Annotated in this window: 14 protein-coding genes and 1 pseudogene; 4 read left to right on the top strand and 11 right to left on the bottom strand. The window is 72.2% G+C overall.

The features are described from left to right. Positions 1-19: 19 nt before the first annotated feature. The 3 genes from IEZ10_RS28445 to IEZ10_RS40335 form a co-directional block, all read right to left on the bottom strand. Complete coding sequence (locus tag IEZ10_RS28445) at positions 20-4,213, bottom strand: SDR family NAD(P)-dependent oxidoreductase (RefSeq protein ID WP_189249598.1); 4,194 nt, start codon at positions 4,211-4,213, stop codon at positions 20-22. After that, positions 4,194-5,111 (bottom strand): arylamine N-acetyltransferase family protein, encoded by a 918-nt coding sequence (locus IEZ10_RS28450; RefSeq protein WP_229811735.1) that lies wholly within the window; start codon positions 5,109-5,111, stop codon positions 4,194-4,196. Before IEZ10_RS28450 ends, IEZ10_RS28445 begins: the two co-directional genes overlap by 20 nt. 236 nt (positions 5,112-5,347) lie before the next feature. Then, complete coding sequence (locus IEZ10_RS40335; protein WP_189249599.1) at positions 5,348-6,736, bottom strand: nucleotide disphospho-sugar-binding domain-containing protein; 1,389 nt, start codon at positions 6,734-6,736, stop codon at positions 5,348-5,350. Positions 6,737-7,059: 323 nt separating this feature from the next. Between IEZ10_RS40335 and IEZ10_RS28460 the strand changes: the two genes are divergently transcribed. Further along, positions 7,060-8,079, top strand: coding sequence for an LLM class flavin-dependent oxidoreductase (locus IEZ10_RS28460; RefSeq protein ID WP_189249600.1), 1,020 nt, complete (start codon positions 7,060-7,062; stop codon positions 8,077-8,079). Positions 8,080-8,377: 298 nt separating this feature from the next. On the opposite strand, the gene IEZ10_RS28465 is transcribed toward IEZ10_RS28460, so the two are convergent. The 3 genes and pseudogenes from IEZ10_RS28465 to IEZ10_RS28475 all read right to left on the bottom strand — a co-directional run bounded on the left by IEZ10_RS28465 (position 8,378) and on the right by IEZ10_RS28475 (position 10,278). Further along, positions 8,378-8,851, bottom strand: coding sequence for an SDR family oxidoreductase (locus tag IEZ10_RS28465; protein ID WP_308426317.1), 474 nt, complete (start codon positions 8,849-8,851; stop codon positions 8,378-8,380). 73 nt (positions 8,852-8,924) lie between these two features. After that, a pseudogene (locus IEZ10_RS40445) lies at positions 8,925-9,218 on the bottom strand (SDR family NAD(P)-dependent oxidoreductase); the annotation flags it as partial. Between the two features lie 187 nt (positions 9,219-9,405). Continuing rightward, positions 9,406-10,278 (bottom strand): helix-turn-helix transcriptional regulator, encoded by an 873-nt coding sequence (locus IEZ10_RS28475; protein ID WP_189249601.1) that lies wholly within the window; start codon positions 10,276-10,278, stop codon positions 9,406-9,408. A gap of 241 nt (positions 10,279-10,519) precedes the next feature. On the opposite strand from IEZ10_RS28475, the gene IEZ10_RS28480 reads away from it, so the two are divergent. Continuing rightward, positions 10,520-11,365: a helix-turn-helix domain-containing protein gene (locus IEZ10_RS28480; RefSeq protein WP_189249602.1), complete on the top strand. Its 846-nt coding sequence runs from the start codon at positions 10,520-10,522 to the stop codon at positions 11,363-11,365. Between the two features lie 149 nt (positions 11,366-11,514). Here the strand turns inward: IEZ10_RS28480 and IEZ10_RS28485 are convergent, their stop codons facing one another. From IEZ10_RS28485 to IEZ10_RS28495, 3 genes are read right to left on the bottom strand one after another with little or no spacing between them, the layout of a single operon-like run. After that, entirely contained in the window at positions 11,515-12,615 is a 1,101-nt protein-coding gene (locus IEZ10_RS28485; RefSeq protein ID WP_189249603.1) for a C45 family autoproteolytic acyltransferase/hydrolase, read from the bottom strand. Next, positions 12,612-14,243 (bottom strand): amidohydrolase, encoded by a 1,632-nt coding sequence (locus IEZ10_RS28490; RefSeq protein ID WP_189249604.1) that lies wholly within the window; start codon positions 14,241-14,243, stop codon positions 12,612-12,614. The genes IEZ10_RS28485 and IEZ10_RS28490 overlap by 4 nt, the downstream gene beginning before the upstream one ends. Then, entirely contained in the window at positions 14,240-15,685 is a 1,446-nt protein-coding gene (locus IEZ10_RS28495) for a purine-cytosine permease family protein (RefSeq protein ID WP_189249605.1), read from the bottom strand. The genes IEZ10_RS28490 and IEZ10_RS28495 overlap by 4 nt, the downstream gene beginning before the upstream one ends. A 137-nt stretch (positions 15,686-15,822) precedes the next feature. Here IEZ10_RS28495 and IEZ10_RS28500 point away from each other — a divergent pair, with 137 nt between their 5' ends. Then, positions 15,823-16,467: a TetR/AcrR family transcriptional regulator gene (locus tag IEZ10_RS28500; RefSeq protein WP_189249606.1), complete on the top strand. Its 645-nt coding sequence runs from the start codon at positions 15,823-15,825 to the stop codon at positions 16,465-16,467. 55 nt (positions 16,468-16,522) lie between these two features. Here the strand turns inward: IEZ10_RS28500 and IEZ10_RS28505 are convergent, their stop codons facing one another. Beyond that, positions 16,523-17,362 (bottom strand): LysR family transcriptional regulator, encoded by an 840-nt coding sequence (locus IEZ10_RS28505; protein WP_189249607.1) that lies wholly within the window; start codon positions 17,360-17,362, stop codon positions 16,523-16,525. Between the two features lie 105 nt (positions 17,363-17,467). Here IEZ10_RS28505 and IEZ10_RS28510 point away from each other — a divergent pair, with 105 nt between their 5' ends. Further along, on the top strand, positions 17,468-18,193 hold the full coding sequence (locus tag IEZ10_RS28510) for an SDR family oxidoreductase (protein WP_229811738.1): 726 nt from the start codon (positions 17,468-17,470) through the stop codon (positions 18,191-18,193). Positions 18,194-18,462: 269 nt separating this feature from the next. Here the strand turns inward: IEZ10_RS28510 and IEZ10_RS28515 are convergent, their stop codons facing one another. Beyond that, complete coding sequence (locus IEZ10_RS28515) at positions 18,463-19,332, bottom strand: bile acid:sodium symporter (protein WP_189249608.1); 870 nt, start codon at positions 19,330-19,332, stop codon at positions 18,463-18,465. Positions 19,333-19,360: the final 28 nt, after the last annotated feature.

A 19,360-nucleotide genomic window follows, 5' to 3' on the forward strand; every position in this document is an offset into this window, starting at 1 on the left:
CGGGGGCCGGGGCGGGTGGTCAGGCGGGGGAGGGAGAGGGCCGGCGGGTGAGGGAACAGGCCAGGTCGAACAGCGTGGGCTGCTCGAACAGGGCGGCGTTGGGCACGTCCACCCCCAGCGCCGCCTCCAGCCGGGCGCGCAGCTGCAACAGCTGGATGGAGCTGACGCCCAGCTCGTAGAGCCGGTCGCCGGGCTGCACCGGCCGGCCCGTGAAGTCGGTCATCGTCTGCCGCAGGGTCTCCCAGGCGGCGCTCTCGGCCGGGGTGAGGGACCCGTCCCCGTCCGCCGGGGACGCGTTCTCCTCGCGGACCACCTCGGCCGTGACGCCGAACGGGTCGGTGTAGACCGGTGGTTCCCCCGGAAGGCCGGGGGAGGGGCACGACAGGCGCTCCAGCGGGCCGGTGCCGCTCATCCGGGTGCGGATCTCCGCGGCGCGGGGGTTGAGCCCGGCGTAGAGGACCCCGGGCGGCCGGCGCAGCAGGACCCGGGTGAGCAGGTGACCCTGGTCGGCCGGCAGGGACAGCACGCCGCGCCGGACGGCGGCCGCCTCGTAGGGGTTGTCCTCGTTGACGCCGAGCCCCCGCCACAGGCCCCAGGCCAGGCTGTGCGCGATGACGCCGGCGCGGGCGACGAGGTGCTCGGTGAACGCGTCGGCGAAGGCGTTGCCCGCGCCGTAGGCGGCGCAGCCGGCCGAGGCGAGGTGGCCCAGCAGCGAGGAGAAGGTGACCAGGCGGGCGCCGGGGCGGCGCCGTACCAGGTCGGCGAGGTTCAGCAGGCCGGTGACCTTGGGCTGCCGGGCGGGGTCCCAGTCGGCGGGGTCCTCCTCGGCGATCGGCCGGAAGCGGTAGTCGCCGGCCAGGTGCAGCACGCCGTCCAGCGGCCCGCCCCAGGCGGCCTCGGCCTCGGCGGCGGCCCGTTCCAGGTCCTCGGCGTCGCGGACGTCCACGCCGCGGTAGCGCACGTCGCGGCCGGGGGCGGTCAGGCCCGAGAGGACGGTCCGCAGCGCGGCGTCCCGTTCCGGGTCACGCCGCCCGACGAGGAGGAAGCGGGCGCCGTAGCGGTCGGCGAGGGAGGCGACCAGCGGGGCGCCGACGCCGCCCGCGCCGCCGGTGACCAGGTAGCGGCCGCCGCGGCGCACCGCGTCCCGCCCCCCGGCGGCCCGGGTGGCCCGGCCCGTCCCGGTGGCTCCGGCGCCTTCACCGATGTCGGTACCGGCGCCGGTCAGCGGCTCCAGCTGCACGGTGTACGGCCGGCCGCGCCGCCAGGCCACCTCGCCCTGCCCGGCGGCGTGGTCGGACAGGGCCGCCAGCAGGTCGCGGGCGTCCTCGGCGGGTGAGGCGCCGGCCAGGTCGACGTGGCAGGCGCGGCTCGCGGGGTTCTCCCGCCCGGCGACCGCGCCGAGGAGCGCGGCCTGGGCGGCGGGGTAGCACAGGTCCTCCTCGCCGGTGACCGGCCGCAGCCCACGGCTGACGGTGACCAGCCGCGGGTCGCCCGGCCCACCGGACAGGAAGGTCCGGCAGGCCGTCAGCAGGTCGCGTCCGCAGCGGCGCAGCGCCTCCTCGACCCGCTCGCGGGGACCGGCCGGGTCGGGCGTGGGCAGGTAGCTCCACAGGTACAGCAGGGTCGCGGGCGGCGTCCGGCGCAGTCGCAGGGCGTCGCGCAGGGCGTACCAGTCGACGGCGGAGGCGGGGTCGATGGTGTAGCCGCCGTCGTCCAGGGTGCTGAAGCGCGGGCCGGGGCGGACGACGACGACGGGGCCGGGCGGCTCCAGCGCGGCGGCCAGCCCGAGGTCGTCGGCGAACACCACGGTGACGCCGTCCGCGACCGGCGCGGCGACCGGGCGGGGCTCGGCGGCGCGCCAGACGGGCCGCGACAGGCAGTCCGGCACGGTGGCCGCGGTGCCGCGGGCCGCGGCGATCGCGCGGACCGTCTCGTCGAAGTCGCCGGACTCCATGCGCCGCACCAGGGCGGCGCGCTGGATCTTCCCGCTGGTGGTGCGGGGGAACTCCGCCTCGGTGATGGGCAGCGCGTGGGCGGCGGTCAGCCGGATCCGCTCGGCGACGGCCCGGTGGACCCGTTCGACGGTCTCCACGACGGCGGCCGGCGGCCGGCCTCCGGGGTCCGCGGCCTCCTCGCCGGGGGTGGGGCGGGGAACGAAGAAGACGGCCAGCACCTCGCTGCCGGTGGCCGGGTCGGGCACGCCGCAGGCGGCCACCAGCCCGGGGGCCACCCCGTCCAGACCGCCGACGACGTCCTCGATCTCGTGGCAGTAGTACTTCTCGCCGTTGATGACGATGAGCTCCTTGGCGCGTCCGCTGATGACGACCTCGCCGTCGAGCATGAAGGCCAGGTCGCCGGTGTCGAACCAGCCGTCGGCGGTGAACGCCTCGGCGTTGGCGGCCGGGTTGTCCAGGTAGCCGGGGGTGACGCGGGCGGATCTGACCTGGAAGCGGCCGATCACCCCCTCGGGCAGCACGCGGCCCTCGTCGTCGGCCACGCGCAGGCTCGCCCCGGGGGCGGCCGGGCCCATGCTCATGAACTCCAGGCGGTCGGCCGCGGCGTCGCCGGGGCCGGCCAGGCGCAGCGTGCCGTTGAGCGAGGACTTGGCGACGCGCAGCACACTGGCCGGTTCGGCGAAGAACTTGCAGGTGGCGCCGGTGGCGGTCTCGGCCATGCCCCACATGTGGACGACGGCGCGCTCGTCGATGCCGAGCGGCGCGACCTGGGCGAGGAAGTCGCGCATCACCGCGGGCAGGCACTGCTCCCCGGCGTTGAGCATGGTGCGCACCGACGACAGGTCCCACCTGCCGGTCGGGTCGCCGCCGTCCCGGCGCAGGTCGCGCAGGGCGTCGGCGACCAGCCGGTAGGCGAAGTTGGCCGACCAGGTGTGGTGCACGCCGTACCGGCTCAGCACGTCCAGCCAGCGCAGCGGCTGCTCGGCGATGTGGCCGGTGGGGGCGTGGACGCCGTCGCAGCCCAGGACGACGTCGCGCAGCAGGTACATCACCAGCGGCGCGACGTGGTCGAACGGCAGCCAGTTGAAGCTCGTCTCGCCGGGCCGCACCAGGTCCACCTGGCGGGCCGACAGGGCGTTCTCCACGATGGCGCGGTGCGTCACCGGGATGACCTTGGAGGCGCCGGTGCTGCCGGACGACAGGGCCATGATCGCCACGTCGGACGGCCGGGCGGGGTGGACGTCGTCGCTCTCGGGGGAGACCTCCAGCTCGGCGACCGACAGCCAGTTCAGCTCGGGTTCGCCGTAGAGGGCTGCCAGACCGGCCACGCCGTCGGCGGAGGCGTCGTCGGTGATGATCGGCGGGCGGCCGAGGGCGCGCCAGGCGTGCATCAGCTTGTCGAGCACCGGGTGGCGGTCGTCGAAGGAGGGCGGCGCGGTGACGGTCACGCAGGTGACGCCGCCCAGCACGCACGCCCACACGGCCGGGAAGTAGTCGGTGAGGTTCGGCACCAGCAGGATGGCCGGGGAGCCGGGCCGCATGCCGCGCTCGCGCATGCCGCCGAGGATCCTCCGGCCGCGCCGCAGCAGCTCGGGGTAGCCGACGAAGGTGTCGCCGTCGCGGGTGACGGCCCGCACGCCCAGGTGGGGGAAGCGCTCGGCGGCCGAGACGACGGCCTCGGTGACGGTCTCGGGGTCGCCGGCGAGCCGCTCCAGCGGCGGCCCCTCGGCCAGGGAGGGCCGGGCCGCGCCGTCCACGCCGTCCGGGGTGTCCGGTGCCGTGCCCGTGCCGGTGGTGCGGGCGGGGGCGTCGTCGTCGGCCAGGACGACCCGCGGCGCCTCCTCGCCGACCGGTACCGGTTCGGCGCGCACGCCCCACCGCGCGGCGAAGGCGTCCAGTGCCTCGGCGGCCGGCACCGGGATCCGGGTCAGCGCCGCGAGGTCCGGCTCGCCGTCGCCGGTACGCGGGACGCGCCGGACCGGTACGGTCGCCACGGCACCGGCCGCGTGCCCGGCCAGAGCTTCGGTGACCCTTTCGCGCAGCTCCCCGAGGTCGGTGTCGTGCGCGGCGACCGGGTAGGCCACCGTGAGCGCCGGGGCGGTCCCGGCGGCCGCGGGGCCGGAGCCGCCTCCGCCGAGAGGACGGCCGGGGTCGTCTTCGGCGGGCCGGTCCGGCCGGCTCCGTCGCAGGACGACACCGTCGAGCACGCCGTCGAGACCGAGCAGCAGCGGTTCGAGGTCATTGAGGCGAGAGTTCACGGTTTCTGTCTCCTTGCGGTCGATGCCGTCGGTTCCCGGCCGGGAACATGTCCTTCCTGAAGTCCCGGGTGGTCCAGATGTGGTGGAACCGCTCCCAGATGCCGTGGCGCTCCTCGTCGGTCAGGTGCGGCAGGGTCAGCCCGAAGATCTGCGACAGCGCGGCCAGGTAGTCCTCGGCGGTGGTGAGCGTGCGGGTGGTGCGGCCCGCGGGCCCCACGGCGCTGAGCTGGCAGCCGATCAGCTCGTCGAACCCGGTGGCGTGGTGCCGCTTGACCCAGCCGTAGACGAAGAAGATCGACATCTCCTGGTCGGCGAGCCGGTCGAAGGTGGCGGCGAACTGCTCGGTGGTGGCCTCCTCCAGGGTGAAGTCGACGCCGCTGCACGACTCCAGCCGGTCGTAGTCGACGCGCCAGCCGCCGGGGGTGGCCTCGGAGGGGCGGACCCGGTAGGTGAAGGGGCCCTGGGTGTAGGTGCCGGGCGCCAGCGGCAGCGGCCGGTGGAAGCCCTCGCCGGAGCCGACGTCCAGGATCCAGCGGCCGCCGGGGTTGCCGGGCGCGGGCAGGCCGGAGACGGTCAGCACGTTGTGGGTCCCGTTGGCGCCGGCCGGGTTGGGGTTGTAGCCGCTCTGCACGCCGGCGGCGTGCATGCCGACCCGGTAGCCCAGCTCGCGCAGCAGCAGGTGGAAGGCTCCGTTGAGGTGGTAGCAGACCCCACCGCGGCCCTGGCCGACGATGCGGGTCAGCGACCGCCGCGGGTCGATGTCCGGCGGCCGGTCCAGCGTCTCGAACGGCACCCGTTCGACGTGCGCGGCGTGCAGTGCGGCCAGCGCGCCGGCCGACGGCGGGGCCGCGGGGAGGCCGAGCCGGGCGAGGTATGCGGAGATGTCGATGCCACTCACGCCTGCGAGGCTAGGAAGGGCCGCTAGAGGCCGGCGCGAGCCGCGGTGGAGCCCGGCTCGATCCCCGCCCCGACCCCCGCGCCGAGCCCCGTGCCGAGCCCCGGTCCCGGCCCCGCGCCCGAGACCGCGCCCGAGACCGGGGCCGGGACGGGGTCGGGGCCGGGACGGGACACCGGGCCGGGACACCGGGCCGGGACACCGGGCCGGGACACTGGACTTGGGCGCTGGGCCTGGGGTCAGGCTCCGGGCCGGACGCCGGCGCGGGCAAGTTCCTCCAGCTCGGGCACCAGCTGCGCCGGGGTGGGCAGGGCGAGCATGTCCTCGCGCAGCCGGCGGGCCGTGTCGCGGTAGGAGGGGTCGTCCAGCACGGCGGTGATCTGCTCGCGCAGGGCCTCGACGGTGGCCTCGGCGCCGGGCAGGCAGCGGCCCACCCCGCCGCGCTCGACCTGGCGGCCGTGGAAGATCTCGTCCGGCATGTGCGGCACGACGAGCTGCGGCACGCCGTTGACCAGCGCGGTCATCGTGCCGCCCGCGCCGCCCTGCTGGACGAGCAGGTCGCAGTCGCGCAGCAGCGCGTCCAGCGGCATCCGGCCGATCCGCAGGACGTTGTCCGGCAGCGGGTCGAACGCCGCCCGCTGCCCGTCGGTCACCGCGACCACGACCTCCGCCTTCAGACCGGCCAGGGCCTCGACGACCCGGGGGGCGATCATCATCCGGTCGAAGCCGAGCCGTTCCTGCGAGGTGCCCCAGGTGACGCAGACCCGCGGCAGGCCGGTGGGCGGCTCCAGGTCGGCCGGCAGCACCGAGGCGCCGTTGTAGGGCACGAAACGGAAGCGCCTGCGCGGCAGGTCCAGGTCGTACTGCAGCTCCGGCGGGCAGGGGTCGAGGGTCAGGTCGCCGTTGACGTCGAGCCGCTCCAGGCCGAAGCGGTCCAGCAGGTCGCCGACCACGTCGGCCTCGAACCTGGCCATCGGTCCGGTGAAGTCGACGCTCCACAGCACCCGCACCGCCGGGACGCCGCACAGCTTGCCGATGAGCGGGCCGACGAACGCCACCGGCTCGAACAGCACCAGGTCGGGACGCCAGTGGCGGGCGAACGCGGCGGCGTCGTCGGCCTGGGCCAGCGCGGAGCGGGTGGCGACGCGGAACCCGTGCAGGCGGCGGCGGGTGTGGTCGGCGCTTCCCCCGGCATCTCCACCGGTGCTTCCACCGGCGCTTCCCCCGGCGTTTGCTCCGGTGCTTCCGTCTGCGGAGGGCCGCGCCGCCGCGGAGCCGTCCGTCTCGCCCGCGCCCGCCGGACCGCCCGTCGTACCCGCGGTGTTCGCGGTGGTGTTCGCCGGGCCGCCCGCCGTACCTGAGGCGTTCGCCGTACCGGTGGCCGCGGTGTCGGCGGGCGGGACCGGTCGCCAGGACCGGGCGGCGAGTTGCTCGCGCAGCACGGCGTAGGAGTCGAAACCGGGGTCGCCGGCCGGCAGGGCGGGCAGCCCCGCCTGGACGATGGCCGGGACGAGGCCGGGGTTGCTGACGACGACCACCTCGTGGCCGGCGGCGCGCAGCGCCCAGCACAGCGGAACCAGCGGATTGAAGTGCCCGGGCATGTCCCAGGTCGCGGCGAGAACTCGCACGCCTGCCTCCGTATCGGTGTGACGGCGGATCGGTGACCGGTCGCCGCGGCCCGTCCCGGGGTGGCGACCGGGCCATCGTGGGCGTCCGGACTCGCGGCGCCCTCAAGCGCCGCTCGATCGCTCGGGCGATCCTCGAGCGGCGTGGCGCACAGTGGCGCGAGCAACGCGCGGACGCCGTCGTCGTCCCGGTGACGGTGTCCCGGCGACGGTGTCCGCGCGGACAGGTCGAGGCGGGCCCGGCGGGCCACGTCCGGGCCGGCGGGAACGCCCGGAGAGCGTCCGCGGAACGTCCGCAGGACATCCGCGAGAAAAGGGAGCGGTTCATGGAACTGGGGATTTTCCTCAACTACGACGGCGCGGTGCCGGTGGCCCGGGAGGCCGAGCGGCTCGGCTTCGCCTACGCGCTGGCGCCGGAGGGGTTCCGGTCCGACGCGGTCAGCGTGCTGGGCGCGGTCGCCGCGTCCACCGAGCGGATCCGCCTCGCGCCGGGGGTGATGCAGATCCCGGCCCGCACCCCGGTGATGACGGCGCTGGCCGCGGCGACGCTGGACGGGCTGTCCGGCGGCCGGTTCTGCCTGGGCCTCGGGGTGTCCAACCCGGACGTCTCGCGCGGCTGGTACGGCGTCGACTTCGACGCGCCGCTGGCCCGCGCCCGCGAGTACGTCGAGGTGGTACGGCTGGCGCTGACCGGCGGCCCGGTGCGCTACAGCGGCGAGCACTTCCGGCTCCCGCCGCCGGGCACCCGGGAGGCCGCGCACCTGCGGGCCGCCCCGGTCCGCGCCGACATTCCGATCTACCTCGCCGGGGTGGGACGGCGCAGCCTGGAGCTGGCCGGGGAGATCGCCGACGGCTGGATCGGGGTGTTCTGCCCGCCGGAGCGGCTGGCGGAGTCGCTGGGGCACGTGCGCGCCGGGCGGGCGCGGGCCGGCAAGGGACTTGAGGGCTTCGAGGTGATGCCGTCGATCCCGATCGGCGTGGGTGACGACCCGGAGAGGGCGGCCGAGCCGCTGCGGCCGTACTTCGCCAACTTCATCGGCATGGGCAGCAGGGAGCGGAGCGTCTACTTCACGCTGGCGGCCTCGATGGGGTTCGGCGCGGCGGCCGAGGAGATCCACGACCGCTGCCACGCCGGGGACCGGGCCGGGGCGGCGCGGGCGGTGCCGTTCGAGCTGATCGACCGGACCTCGCTGGTCGGCGACGCCAAGCGGATCTCGGCGCGGATGGCCGAGTACGCGGCGGCCGGGGTGACCACGCTCGGGCTGACCTCGCTGGCCACCTCCCTGGACGGCCACCTGGAGACCCTGCGGGTGGCCGAGGAGGCGCTGCGGCTGCAGCGGGGGTGAACCGGCCGGGCCCGGCTCCGTCACGGACCGGCTGATGACCCTACGACGGCTTTGACCTGCCCGGCCCCGCTTCTCAGCAGACCGGCACGCCGCCGCGGCAGTGAGGCGGTAGGAGCCGGTGCCGGTTTCGATGAGTCGCCGCCGAAGGTGAGTCGGTCGACGATTGCGGCGCAGAGGCGGGGGTCTGTGAAGGTCTTGGTCCAGCCGCTGAAGCTGTCGCCGGAGCGGAGGTCTCCTCGCCCGGCTTGGGGAGGGGGCCAGCCCGGCTCCTCGCGGGGGAGCCGGGCAGGAGGCCAGGTCAGACGGCCTGCGCGGTGGGCAGGACGGTGATCTCGGTGAGGTTGACGTGGCGGGGCGAGGCGGCGATGAACGCCACCGTCTCAGCCACGTCCGCCGACCGCAGCGGGTCGATCTCGGTGAGCAGCCCCTCCATCAGGGCGCTGGCGTCGGGGTCGGTGACGTGACTGGGCAGCTCGGTGTCGACCATGCCGGGCTCGATCGTGGCCACCCGGATGTTCTTGGGCCCGAGTTCGACGCGCAGCAGCCGGGTGAGGTGGCTGATGTAGGCCTTGGTGCCGGAGTAGACGGAGAACTTCTCCAGGATCCGGGTCGCCGCGATCGAGGAGGTGGTGATCAGGTCCGCGGGCCGACCGGCCTCGGCGGCGGCGGTCAGGTGCGGCAGGAAGGCGCCGATGACGTTCATGACGCCGGTGATGTTCAGGTCGATCTGGCGCTGCCAGTCGTCCTGGCGCAGGTCGGTGATCGGTGAGATGAGCTGGACGCCTGCGTTGCACCGCGCGGGTCATGTCGATGAGGGCGAAGACGTTCAGGTCGAACAGAGAGCGGGCCTCGGCGTCGCTGATCTCCTCCAGCGCGCCGAGCAGGCCACGGCCTGCGTTGTTGACCAGCACGTCGATCCGGCCGAACCGGTCGACGGCGGCCTGGACGGCGGCCGGGATGGCCGCGCTGTCGGTGACGTCGAGGGCGACGGTGAGCACGTTGCCGGCTTTGGCGAGATCGTCGGGAACGCGGGCCGGGTTGCGGACCGCGATGACGACGTTGTCGTCCTGGGCGAGGGCGGAGCGGGCGATCTCGGCGCCGAGCCCGCGGGATGCTCCAGTGATGAACCAGGTGGCCATGACGGTGTCCTTCGCTTCCGTTCCGTTTGACTGACATTTAGGAGTTTTGTCCAGGTCAGCGGGGCGGGAGAAGGTCGCGAGTTTCCTGGGAGGGACATACCTAGGAACCGGGCCGCGCGGCGGACCGGCCGCGCATCCGTAAGAGGCCGGGGCATGGCCCCGGCCTCTCGTGTCGTGGGGTGGTGGGTCAGTCGGCTCTTCCGGCCAGCGCCTGATCGGGGTCCTGCAGCGCCTTCGACAGCGCTTCGTCGGCGCGGGCGCGCAGCCGCTCGAACGCCTGCGCGGTGGGCGTGGCCGGCTCGGCCTGATAGACGACGAGCTGCTGGTGCGGCGCGCCGTTGACGGTGAACGCCGAGAACAGGATGTGCAGGTCGCCCACGACCGGATGGCGCAGGTGCTTGCCTTCCTGGGTCTTGGGTTTGACGTCGTGGCGGCCCCACAGCTCGGCGAACTCGTCACTGACGGCCGACAGGTCCGCCACGACCTCGGCGATGCGCCGATTGTCGGGGTCGTGGCCGTAGGCGGCACGGATCTCCGCCACGCACGAGTGCGCCGCCCGCTCCCACTCCTGGTAGAACTCGCGTCCGGCCGGATCGGCGAACACCATGCGGGCCAGGTTGTCGGGCGGGTGGAAGCCCTCGTGCAGCGCGGCGGCCATGGGGTTGCAGGCCAGAATGTCCAGCGCGGGGCCGAGCGTGAAGGCGGGCGAGGTGGACCAGCCGGCCATGAGCTGCAGCAGTTGCGGGCTGACGGTGGTGTCCTGCGCGCGCCGCCAGGTGCGCGACTCCGGCGACTGGACCAGCCGCCACAGGTGCTCGGTGGCGGGCACATCCAGTCGCAGCGCCCGCGCGACCGCGTCGACCACCTGAGGTGAGGGGCTGGACTCGCGGCCCTGCTCCAGCCGTACGTAGTAGTCGCTGCTCATGCCGGCCAGCATCGCCACCTCCTCGCGGCGCAGGCCCTTGACCCGGCGGCGGCCGTACTCGGGCAGGCCGACATCTTGCGGCTTGAGCGCGTCGCGGCGGGCGCGCAAGAAGTCGCCCAGCGGGGTTCCGGTCATGCCGCGCCCCCAGCCGGGCCCTTGGTCCGGCCCATGGCCGGCGCGGCCTGCATGACCGTACCGAGCGTGCTCGTGCGGGCTGTCATGTCCGTCCTTTCAACGTGCGGAGTCCTTCAGAAAGCTCGGCCCCGGCGCATCACCGCGCATTCCGCCTGCCCCGATGAGCGTTCCGCCGCAGGCGCTCAGGCTGGGAACAACGCACCCAGGCTCCGCGGCGGCGCGTTGCCTACCCTCAGCTGTCATGGATAGTGAGTGCAACGACCTGCTCGGGCGGTTTCTGCGGGAGCGCCGCGCGCTCGTGCGGCCCGAGCAGGCCGGGCTGCCGGCAGGCGGCCGCCGGCTGGTCCCCGGGCTGCGCCGCGACGAGGTCGCCCACCTGGCCGGCCTCAGCGTCGGCTACTACGCCCGGCTCGAACAGGGCCGGGAGCGTCCCACCCGCCAGACCGTGGAAAGCCTGGCCCGGGCACTGCGCCTGGAGGAGCAGGCCCTGGTGGAGCTGTACCGGCTGGCCCGGCCCACCGCCGGGCGCCGCCGCCCCGACCGCGTCGAGCGCGTCGTACCCGAAGTGCTGGCCCTGCTCAACGACTGGACGGTGGCCCCGGCCTACATCCTGGGCTGGTCCGGCGACGTACTCGTCCGCAACCCGCTGGCGAACGTGCTCCACAACCGCTTCATCTTCAGCGGCAACCTGCTGCGCATGATCTTCCTCGACCCGGCAGGACGGGAGTTCTTCGGTGATTGGGCCCGCACCGCCCGAGCGGCCGTGCACGACCTGCGCCACGCGGCCCGCCAAACCCCCGACGAGCGCTACCTGCGCGAACTCGTCGGCGAACTGGCGATCAGCAGCCCCGGCTTCCGCCGGGTGTGGGCCGCGGCCGAGCCACCCGGCAGGCTCACGCCCGGCAGCCACTTCTACCACCCCGACGTCGGTGACCTGCACCTGCGCACCGAGACCTTTCCCATCGCCAGCGCGCCGGGCCTGCGGCTCGTCGCCCATCCGGCCGAGCCGGACTCCCGCTCGGCCCAAGCCCTGGCCCTGCTGGGCACGCTGGCCACCCGGCCTGGGGAGCCGGTAAGAAGCCAGTGAGCCCCGAACGGCGTTGATCCTGTTGTGACTCGCCTGGTCGATGCCGGGCGGACATGACGCACCCCCCGATGCGTATCGACGAGTTGGTCGGGCACTGGACGATCCCCGGCGAAGAGCGGCCTGCGGGTCAGTGATCCACAAAACAGACCCTAGGCGTGAAGGTCGTACCAGGGGCGGTCACCGTGTTCGGCTGGAGTGCCGTCGAGCACCCGGGCAGTTCGCGCCGCCGGGTCGAGATGCACCGTGGCGAGGCTGGCCCAGCGCAGCCCGAGTTCCCTGCTCATATCGGGGAGGAGCGTCACTCCGGGTTCGCCGGGGCCGGTGACGAGTTGCTGGAGCATCTCATCGGCACTGGCCGGTCTGGTGCGTGCGAGGCGGTCCTTCAGAAAGGTGAAGCGCTCGCCGGAGTCCGGCTGGTAGAGCCAGGTCTTCTCGTGCCGGGCGGGAGTCGGCGTGAGGAAGTGGTTGGTGCGAAGACATGTCCCGGGCGCCACCGCAGGTACCTCGAACACTCCGGCAGGGCTGAGGTCGAGCAGCACGGCGCGTTCCTGCTCGAACAGCATGAAGGACCCCGATGAAGTGATGGGGGCCTCGTGGAGGATCTCGAGTGCGTGATCAACGTGATCGGCCTCTTCGAGAAGGAGCGCTGCCAGGACGTGCATGGGGATGCCGCCGGTGCGGTCATCCTGATGCCCGAGGATGTTGAAATGGAGTGCGAGTCCTGCGCTGTTGACCCCGATCTTGGCGAGGATCCCGTGTTCGGTGATGCCGACGTAGCGGTGGGCGCCACCGCCGGAATCGATGGTGTGCCAGTAGGGGCTGAGTTCGACGTGCCAGTCCCACGTCTGCACACCGAGGTGAGTGCGCCCGCCCTCGGCGTCGGTGACTTCCCGCACGATCGTCGAGCACTCGCCGGGTGGGACGGTGCGGCTGCGGGCGAGGATCTCGGTGCGCGCGTTCAGGGCCGCGACGCGCCAGGTCTCGACGCCGGCACCATCCGCGATGCCTTCGATCTGCTCGGCCAGGTTCGGCCGGAAGGCGTTGACGGCGTCGAGAGTACGGTGGGCGTCGTCCCGGACAACGTCGGGGTCGATGCCGCCGGCGGCGAAGAGGCGGTCGTAGGCGTCGATGGCGCCGGGCAGGGTGGCGGCGAGCTGCCTGCCGCGACTCCGGCCGCGGTGACGTGGCCGGGTGTCCTCGGCCGTGACGTGCAACCTGGCCTCGGGGCGATGAAACGGAATCTGCGTCATTTCGTGGGGGCCTCGTTCAGGGTGTGGAGCAGCACTTCACCATCCACCACGGTCGCCAGTACCGGGTTCATGGCCTGCTGCTCGGGGGACAGGGCCAGGGGATTGTCGGCGAAGACGGTCAGGTCGGCGAGATAGCCGGGGGCGATGCGGCCCAGACGGTGCTGGGCACCGGCCGCGAACGCGGTGGCTCGCGTCATTCCCGCGTAGGCTTCACGGGCCGTGATGCGCTGATCGGGTTGGACCGGCGTCGCCGCGGGGGCGTCAACGGGACGTCGCAGCTGGGCGTCGGCCAGCGCGACCCGGGGGTCGCCGAGACCGATGGGCCAGTCCGACCCGAGCGCGACCACGGCTCCATGGTCGATCAGATCCCTGGTACGCCATCCGTGAGCGACCCGTTCCGGTCCGATGCGGTGTGACCAGTTGTCGCTCTGGTCGGGGTTCGTCATCCGTGTCCCGTGGACGGGTTGGAGGCTCGCCACGACGCCGAGCGCGGCGAAACGGTCCAGCAGGTCGTCGGGGATGGACTCGATGTGTTCGATCCGGTGCGGGCCGGCCTCTGGACGGCCGACCTCCTCGATCACGTCGAGCGCGAAGCGGACCGCCTGGTCGCCGATCGCGTGGGTGGCGGTCGGGATTCCGCGCTCCGTGAAGAAGCGAACGGCGTCTCGGTATGCTCCGACGTCCTTCCACAGAGGCTTCTGGTTCTGCCCGAAGACGTCGGGGTGCTCGAACCAGGCTGATCCGTTGTCCGCGGTGCCGTCCAGCATGAACTTCACGCCCTCGACAGACCAGCGTCGCCCGGCCAGTGATTGTTGCGCCGCGATCGTCTCCCACACGCCGCGACCGGAGTCGGCGGGGACCAGCGGTGAACACCGCACCCGTACCGGCAGCTCACCGGTGGCCTCGATCTCCCGGTAGACCGCCTCGGACGGGTCGGTGAAGTCCAGGGCGTGCAGGCCGGTCAGACCGGTCGCGGCCAGCAGGCGCAGCTGATGCGCGACGTAGCCGGCCGCGGTGACGACCGGGATGTCCGGATAGTGATCGAGGACGAGGGCCATCGCCTGCAGTTCGACGATGAAGCCGGCGGGTTTCCCGTCTGCGCCGACGACGACCTGTGACGCGTCGTCGAAGGTCTCATTTCCGGTGAGTCCGATCCCGTCCACGACGGCCGGGCTGACGACCAGGGCATGAGCGTCGCGGGTCATCAGTGAGATCAGGGCGCCCGGGAAACGCTCCTCGAACACCGCGCCGGTGGGATCACCGCCGAATACGTTGATGTCGAGATTGAATCCGGTGATCCATGCTCCTTCCGGGAGCCGGTGAAGTCGTTGCTCGATCACGGCGCACGCCTCGTCGAGCGTCCGGGCGCTCCCGAGATCCAGGCCGCCTCCGATCTCGATCGATCCCCACACAGGGTGGGCGTGGGCGTCGGTCAGCCCCGGGGTGATCGTCGCACCGGGGAACTCATGGAGCACGGTGTCGTGCCCGTGAAGGTGGTCGAGGATCTCGTCGCCGCCGACGGCGATGATCGTGCCGTCCTTGATGGCCAGGGCGTGGGCCGCGCCCGGTTCGCAGGTGTCGTCGAAGTTCTCGATCCCCGCGGCGCGGAGGATGTGATCGGCGATCATGCTGCTCCTGTTCCGTTGGCGGGGATCGTCCGCAGTGCCTTCGAAAAAACCCAGTAGAGGAGAGCCGCCCCCAGGACGCCGACGGGCAGCGCGAGGTTCAGATCGCCCATGCGCGCGGAGATCGGTCCGGACCAGAAGCTGGAGCTCGCGCACAGGGTGGCCGCCACGGCGCCCAGTACGGTGGCCAGGGCGCCCGCCCAGTTCACGCCGCCCCGATACCAGAAGGGGCCGGTGCGGCTCTGGTCGTGGAGTGCCACACCGTCGTAGCGGTTCCGGCGCAGGATGATGTCGGTGGCGTAGACGGCCATGCAGGGGCCGGTGATGACGACGACCAGTTCCAGCATCGTGTTGACGGTGGCGAGGAAGTCGAAGACCAGGATCGCGAACAGGGTCATGGCGGTGCCGATGACGCCGACGACCAGCACGGCCGGCACACGGGGGAGAGGTACGCCGATCGACTGCATCGACAGGCCGGCGCTGTAGGCGGTCATGCCGTTGTTCGCCATGGTGTTCACCACGACGGCGATGACGAAGATCGGCGCGAACCAGGCGGGCATGATGCTCTCCAGGGCCGCCTGCGGGTCGCTCATGTCCAGGGTCGTCGCGGCGAACGCGCCGATGGAAGTGAACACGATGCTCGGCAGGAACGCGCCGGCGGCGGCCCACAGGGTGATGGCCGTGCCGCTTGTGTTCCGTGGCAGGTAGCGGGCGAGGTCCGGGCTGTTGCCGTACGACAGCGGGGTCGACGCGACGATGGTGAATCCCGAGGCCAGGACCACGAGGTGGGTGAGCCCGGTGAGCGGCTCGGCCGGCGCGTACGACCAGTCGGTGCGGCTGAGCACAAGGGCTGAGATCACGAGGAACACGATGGTCAGCAGGACGGTCAGCGCCGTGTACAGGCGGACGATCGTGGCATGCCCGTAGATGGCGATGAGCACTGTGGCGGCGGCGATCACACAGATCACCACCGCGTCCAGCGCGGCGGAGTCCGGCAGACCGATCTGCTTGGCCAGTCCGATGCCGGCCACGGACGCCGCCGACCAGTTCAAGGCGAGATACAGTGCCGAGATCAGCCAGCCGGTGACGGCGATCACGACCTTGTTCCCGAGGACCCCGTACATGGCGCGGGAAACGACCGAGCCGGTGGTGCCCGCGACGGGTCCGCTGACGGAGATGAATCCCGTGATGATCCACAGCAGGTTGCCGGCGATGATCACCACGACGGACTCGACCAGGGACAGCCCCATGAGGATGAGGGCGGCGCCGACGACGAAACTCAGGTAGCTGACATTCGGTGCCGCCCAGATGGCGAAGAGTTCTCGTGGCGATCCATGCCGCTCGCTGTCCGGGACGACATCGATGCCGCGGGTTTCGATGCGTCCGGCGCGATCGAGGCTTGCGGCTTCGGGGTTCGCGTCGCGGGCGGTGCAGGGCTGAGTCATCAGGTACTTCCTTCAACGAAGCGAGACGATGGAGTCCTCGCCGCCTTCCGCGTACGAGTGGATGAGCCGCTATGACCACAGCCTGTTGGTGCTGACGCCAATAGACTATTGGCTGCCAATTCAATAGTGTGATCTATATGACGTCAAGCCCTCGCGCTCCTCGCACTCGCAAGGACCCCGTCCAACGTCGAACGGAGATTCTTCAGACCGCGGGACGCCTCGCCCTGGAGCACGGCCTGGAACGTGTGACGATGAAGTCCGTGGCGGACGCGCTCGGCGTGAGACCCGGACTGATCAGCCACTACTTCGCGACCATCGACGTGCTCCTCTGCGAGGCGTTCGAGAGCGCGGCCTCGCAAGAACGTGAGGCGTTGCTGCCGCCCGCAGAGCGGGATCTGGAACCGCGGGAACAACTCGCCCGGTTCCTGCAACGCATCAACGACCCCCAGTTCCTCAACCTCGGGCGGCTCTGGCTCAACGCGCGGCACCTCTCCCGGTACCGCCCCAGGTTGCGGCAGATCGTCGCCGAGCAGGAGACCATCACCCGCGATGCCCTGACCGCCGTGATCAGAGAGGGCGTGCGTACCGGCGATTTCATCACCGATGATCCCGAGAGCGCGTGCGTGGTGATTCTCGTCGTGATCGACGGACTCGACTCGTACTCGAACGATGATTCGGCCCCGCACCCGGCGACCGTGGATCTGGTGTTCACCATCGCGGAGCGGGAACTCGGATTGCCGCAAGGAGGTCTTCGCGGCAGCACGAGGATGCAGGAGCATTGAGCTGACAGGTGCCTGATCGGGGCTGTCGTTGGGTGGCCGCCCTCCTCATCCGAGTTCAAAGACGTGTTGCAACGCGGATCAGGTCGGCAACGGCACGAAGGCGGCTGTGCGGCGGCCAGGCGATCACCGTTGTCACGGGCGGAGCGTCCAGGACCGGCACTGCGGCGAGGTCCCGGCGCAGGTCGGCGCCGGCCGACTCGGGAATGACCGCGGTGGTACGGCCGAGCGCGATCAGCTGGAAGAGCTGTGTCAGGTTCCGTACCTCTGCGCCCGGCCCTTCTGGATAGCTGCCGCCGGGACCGGGCCAGCGGGCCATCGGGAGCTTCGGCAGTGCGGTGACGTCGGCCATCCGGACCTCGGAGCGGCCGGCGAGCGGGTGTGAGGCCGGCAGGACCGCGACTTGTCCCTCGGTGTACAGGGTTTCGGTGTCGAGCCCGGCTGCTGAGTCGAAGGGCAGGTGTAGCAGAGCCACGTCGGCTTGCCCGTCCTGCAGCAGCCGCTGGTGCTGGTGTGCCTCGCAGAGCAGCAGCTCGACGGTGGCTGCGCCGGGTTCCGCGGCGTAGGCGTCGAGCAGTTTCGTCAGCAGCTCGCCGGCGGTGCCGGATTTGACGGCGAGGACGAGACTGGGGCGTGCTGCCGCGGCCCGTTGGGTACGCCGCTCAGCTGCGGTCACCGCGCTGAGGATCGCGCGCCCTTCGGCCAGCAGTACGCATCCGGCCTCGGTGAGCGTGACCTTGCGGCTGTTGCGTTCCAGCAGTGCGGTTCCGAGCCGCCGTTCGAGCTGGACGATCGTGCGGGACAGGGGCGGCTGGGCTATCCCGAGGCGCTGGGCAGCCTTGCCGAAGTGCAGCTCCTCGGCGACGGCGACGAAGTACCGCAGCTCGCGTATTTCCATGAGCCCAGGCTAATGACGGCAGACGCCGGATCGATATCGCTCGGGTATCGCTGCACTACCGAGGTGGTGTTGGTGCCCGACTGCGGCGCGGGCATGCTCGCTGTCATGAGCGAGAAGGCGATCGCGCTGGTCACTGGCGCGAACAAGGGAATCGGGTACGAGATCGCGGCCGGGCTGGGTGCGCGGGGCTGGAGTGTCGGTGTCGGCGCCCGGGACGAGCAGCGCCGGGAGGACGCCGTGGCCACGTTGCGCGCGGCTGGCGCCGACGCGTTCGGCGTACCCCTGGACGTGACCGACGGCGGGAGCGTGACCGCCGCGGTCCGACTGATCGAGGAGCGGGCAGGACGGCTCGACGTACTGGTCAACAACGCCGGCGTTGCCGGCGGCTGGCCGGAGGAACCCACGACCATCGACCTCGAGACCGTGCGGCGACTGGTGGAGACCAACGTCATCGGCGTCATCAGGGTCACCAACGCGATGCTGCCGCTGCTGCGCCGCTCGAAGCACCCGCGGATCGTCAACCAGTCCAGCCACGTCGGCTCCCTGACACTGCAGACCGCGCCCGGCGTCGACCTCGGGGGGATCAGCGGGGCCTACGCGCCGACGAAAACCTACCTCAACGCCGTCACCGTCCAGTACGCCAAGGAGCTGAGCGGCACCAACATCCTGATCAACAACGCCTGCCCCGGCTACGTGGCCACCGACCTCAACGGATTCAGCGGAACCCAGACCCCTGAGCAGGGCGCGGCGATCGCCATCCGGCTGGCGACCCTGCCGGACGACGGCCCGACCGGCCGGCTGTTCGACGAGAACGGGGTCGTACCCTGGTGACCTGACCTTCGGATGCCTTCCCCGTCGATCAGACCGCGGCCGCCCCTCAGTCCCACGTACACCCCGTGAAGAGCGTCCCGCCGTAGGCGCCGTCACCCCAGACCAGATGAGCTGCGGATGCGGCCCCCGCGGCCGGACCGGCATCTCGCGTACGGCATCTCGGTCAGGCTGTCCGGCTGGGGTGACCATCACCATCAACGGCAGGCCGGGCGTGTCCACGACTTCATTCCAGCCGTCTCAAGAACGGCCTCTGGAGGAGGCAGAGGGCTTCAGGGGGTGGGGCCGTTCCGGCGACGGCTCAGCACCGTCGCGATGGGCAGGGCCGTGGCCAGGCCGCTCAGCAGGACGGCCGCGAGGGCGCCCAGAACGGCCGGCTCGTCATCGAAGGCGATACCGACGGCGGCGAGGGCCGGCCCGGCGTTGCGCACGGCCGCGACGCCGCCCATGGTGGTGCGGCGTGGCCGTGGCCCGGTGGCCAGTACCGTGCCGAGCACGAAGGCCGCGGCGGCGAGGAGGGAGCCCGCCAGCAGACTGAGTGAGGCGATCAGCGCGACGATGTCACGCCAGTTGCCCACGAGCATGCCCGCCAGCACCGCGAGGAACGTCACGTTCGACACGGTCGCCGCCGCGGGGTGCCACGCTCGTGCCGTGGGCGCCACGTGATGGCGCATGACCAGGCCGACGGCGAACGGAACGAGCTGTAGGACCGCCACGGTCAGCATCAGCGTGGCGACCTCCAGCGAGACCCCGCCGCCCATGTTCGCCGCGTCGAGCAGGACGTTCACCGTCGGGCCGAAGGTGATGCTGCCGACGGCGGCCAGCAGGACCTGCGCCGCCGCTCCCGCCGCCACGTCACCGTGCTGCACCATGCCGAGCTTGGCGCCGAACGGCCCGCCGGGTGAGGACGCGATCAGCAGTAGCGCCACGAACGCCGGCGTGGGCAGGCCGAAGAGCGCTGCGATGCCCCAGCCGAGCAGTGGCAGGGCGACCAGGTTGACCAGGAGCACCAGCGCGAGCAGCGGGCCGTCGGTGAGGACGGCCCGCAGGTCCGGCCATGTCGTGCCGAGGCCGGCGGCGAACATGGTGGCCGCGATGAAGATGACGGTGACGGCGTTGAACAACAGGTGCAGGGTGTTCATCGACGCCTCCGGCCGGCGAGCCTGAGCG

It is taken from the genome of Streptosporangium pseudovulgare, from assembly GCF_014648055.1.
GTDB lineage: Bacteria > Actinomycetota > Actinomycetes > Streptosporangiales > Streptosporangiaceae > Streptosporangium > Streptosporangium pseudovulgare.

Bases quoted from the DNA above. Each gene is read 5' to 3' on its own strand.
- IEZ10_RS28460 (WP_189249600.1), top strand. From the start codon at position 7,060: ATGGAACTGGGGATTTTCCTCAACTACGACGGCGCGGTGCCGGTGGCC.
- IEZ10_RS28475 (WP_189249601.1), bottom strand. From the start codon at position 10,278: ATGACCGGAACCCCGCTGGGCGACTTCTTGCGCGCCCGCCGCGACGCG.
- IEZ10_RS28480 (WP_189249602.1), top strand. From the start codon at position 10,520: ATGGATAGTGAGTGCAACGACCTGCTCGGGCGGTTTCTGCGGGAGCGC.
- IEZ10_RS28485 (WP_189249603.1), bottom strand. From the start codon at position 12,615: ATGACGCAGATTCCGTTTCATCGCCCCGAGGCCAGGTTGCACGTCACG.
- IEZ10_RS28490 (WP_189249604.1), bottom strand. From the start codon at position 14,243: ATGATCGCCGATCACATCCTCCGCGCCGCGGGGATCGAGAACTTCGAC.
- IEZ10_RS28495 (WP_189249605.1), bottom strand. From the start codon at position 15,685: ATGACTCAGCCCTGCACCGCCCGCGACGCGAACCCCGAAGCCGCAAGC.
- IEZ10_RS28500 (WP_189249606.1), top strand. From the start codon at position 15,823: ATGACGTCAAGCCCTCGCGCTCCTCGCACTCGCAAGGACCCCGTCCAA.
- IEZ10_RS28505 (WP_189249607.1), bottom strand. From the start codon at position 17,362: ATGGAAATACGCGAGCTGCGGTACTTCGTCGCCGTCGCCGAGGAGCTG.
- IEZ10_RS28510 (WP_229811738.1), top strand. From the start codon at position 17,468: ATGAGCGAGAAGGCGATCGCGCTGGTCACTGGCGCGAACAAGGGAATC.
- IEZ10_RS28515 (WP_189249608.1), bottom strand. From the start codon at position 19,332: ATGAACACCCTGCACCTGTTGTTCAACGCCGTCACCGTCATCTTCATC.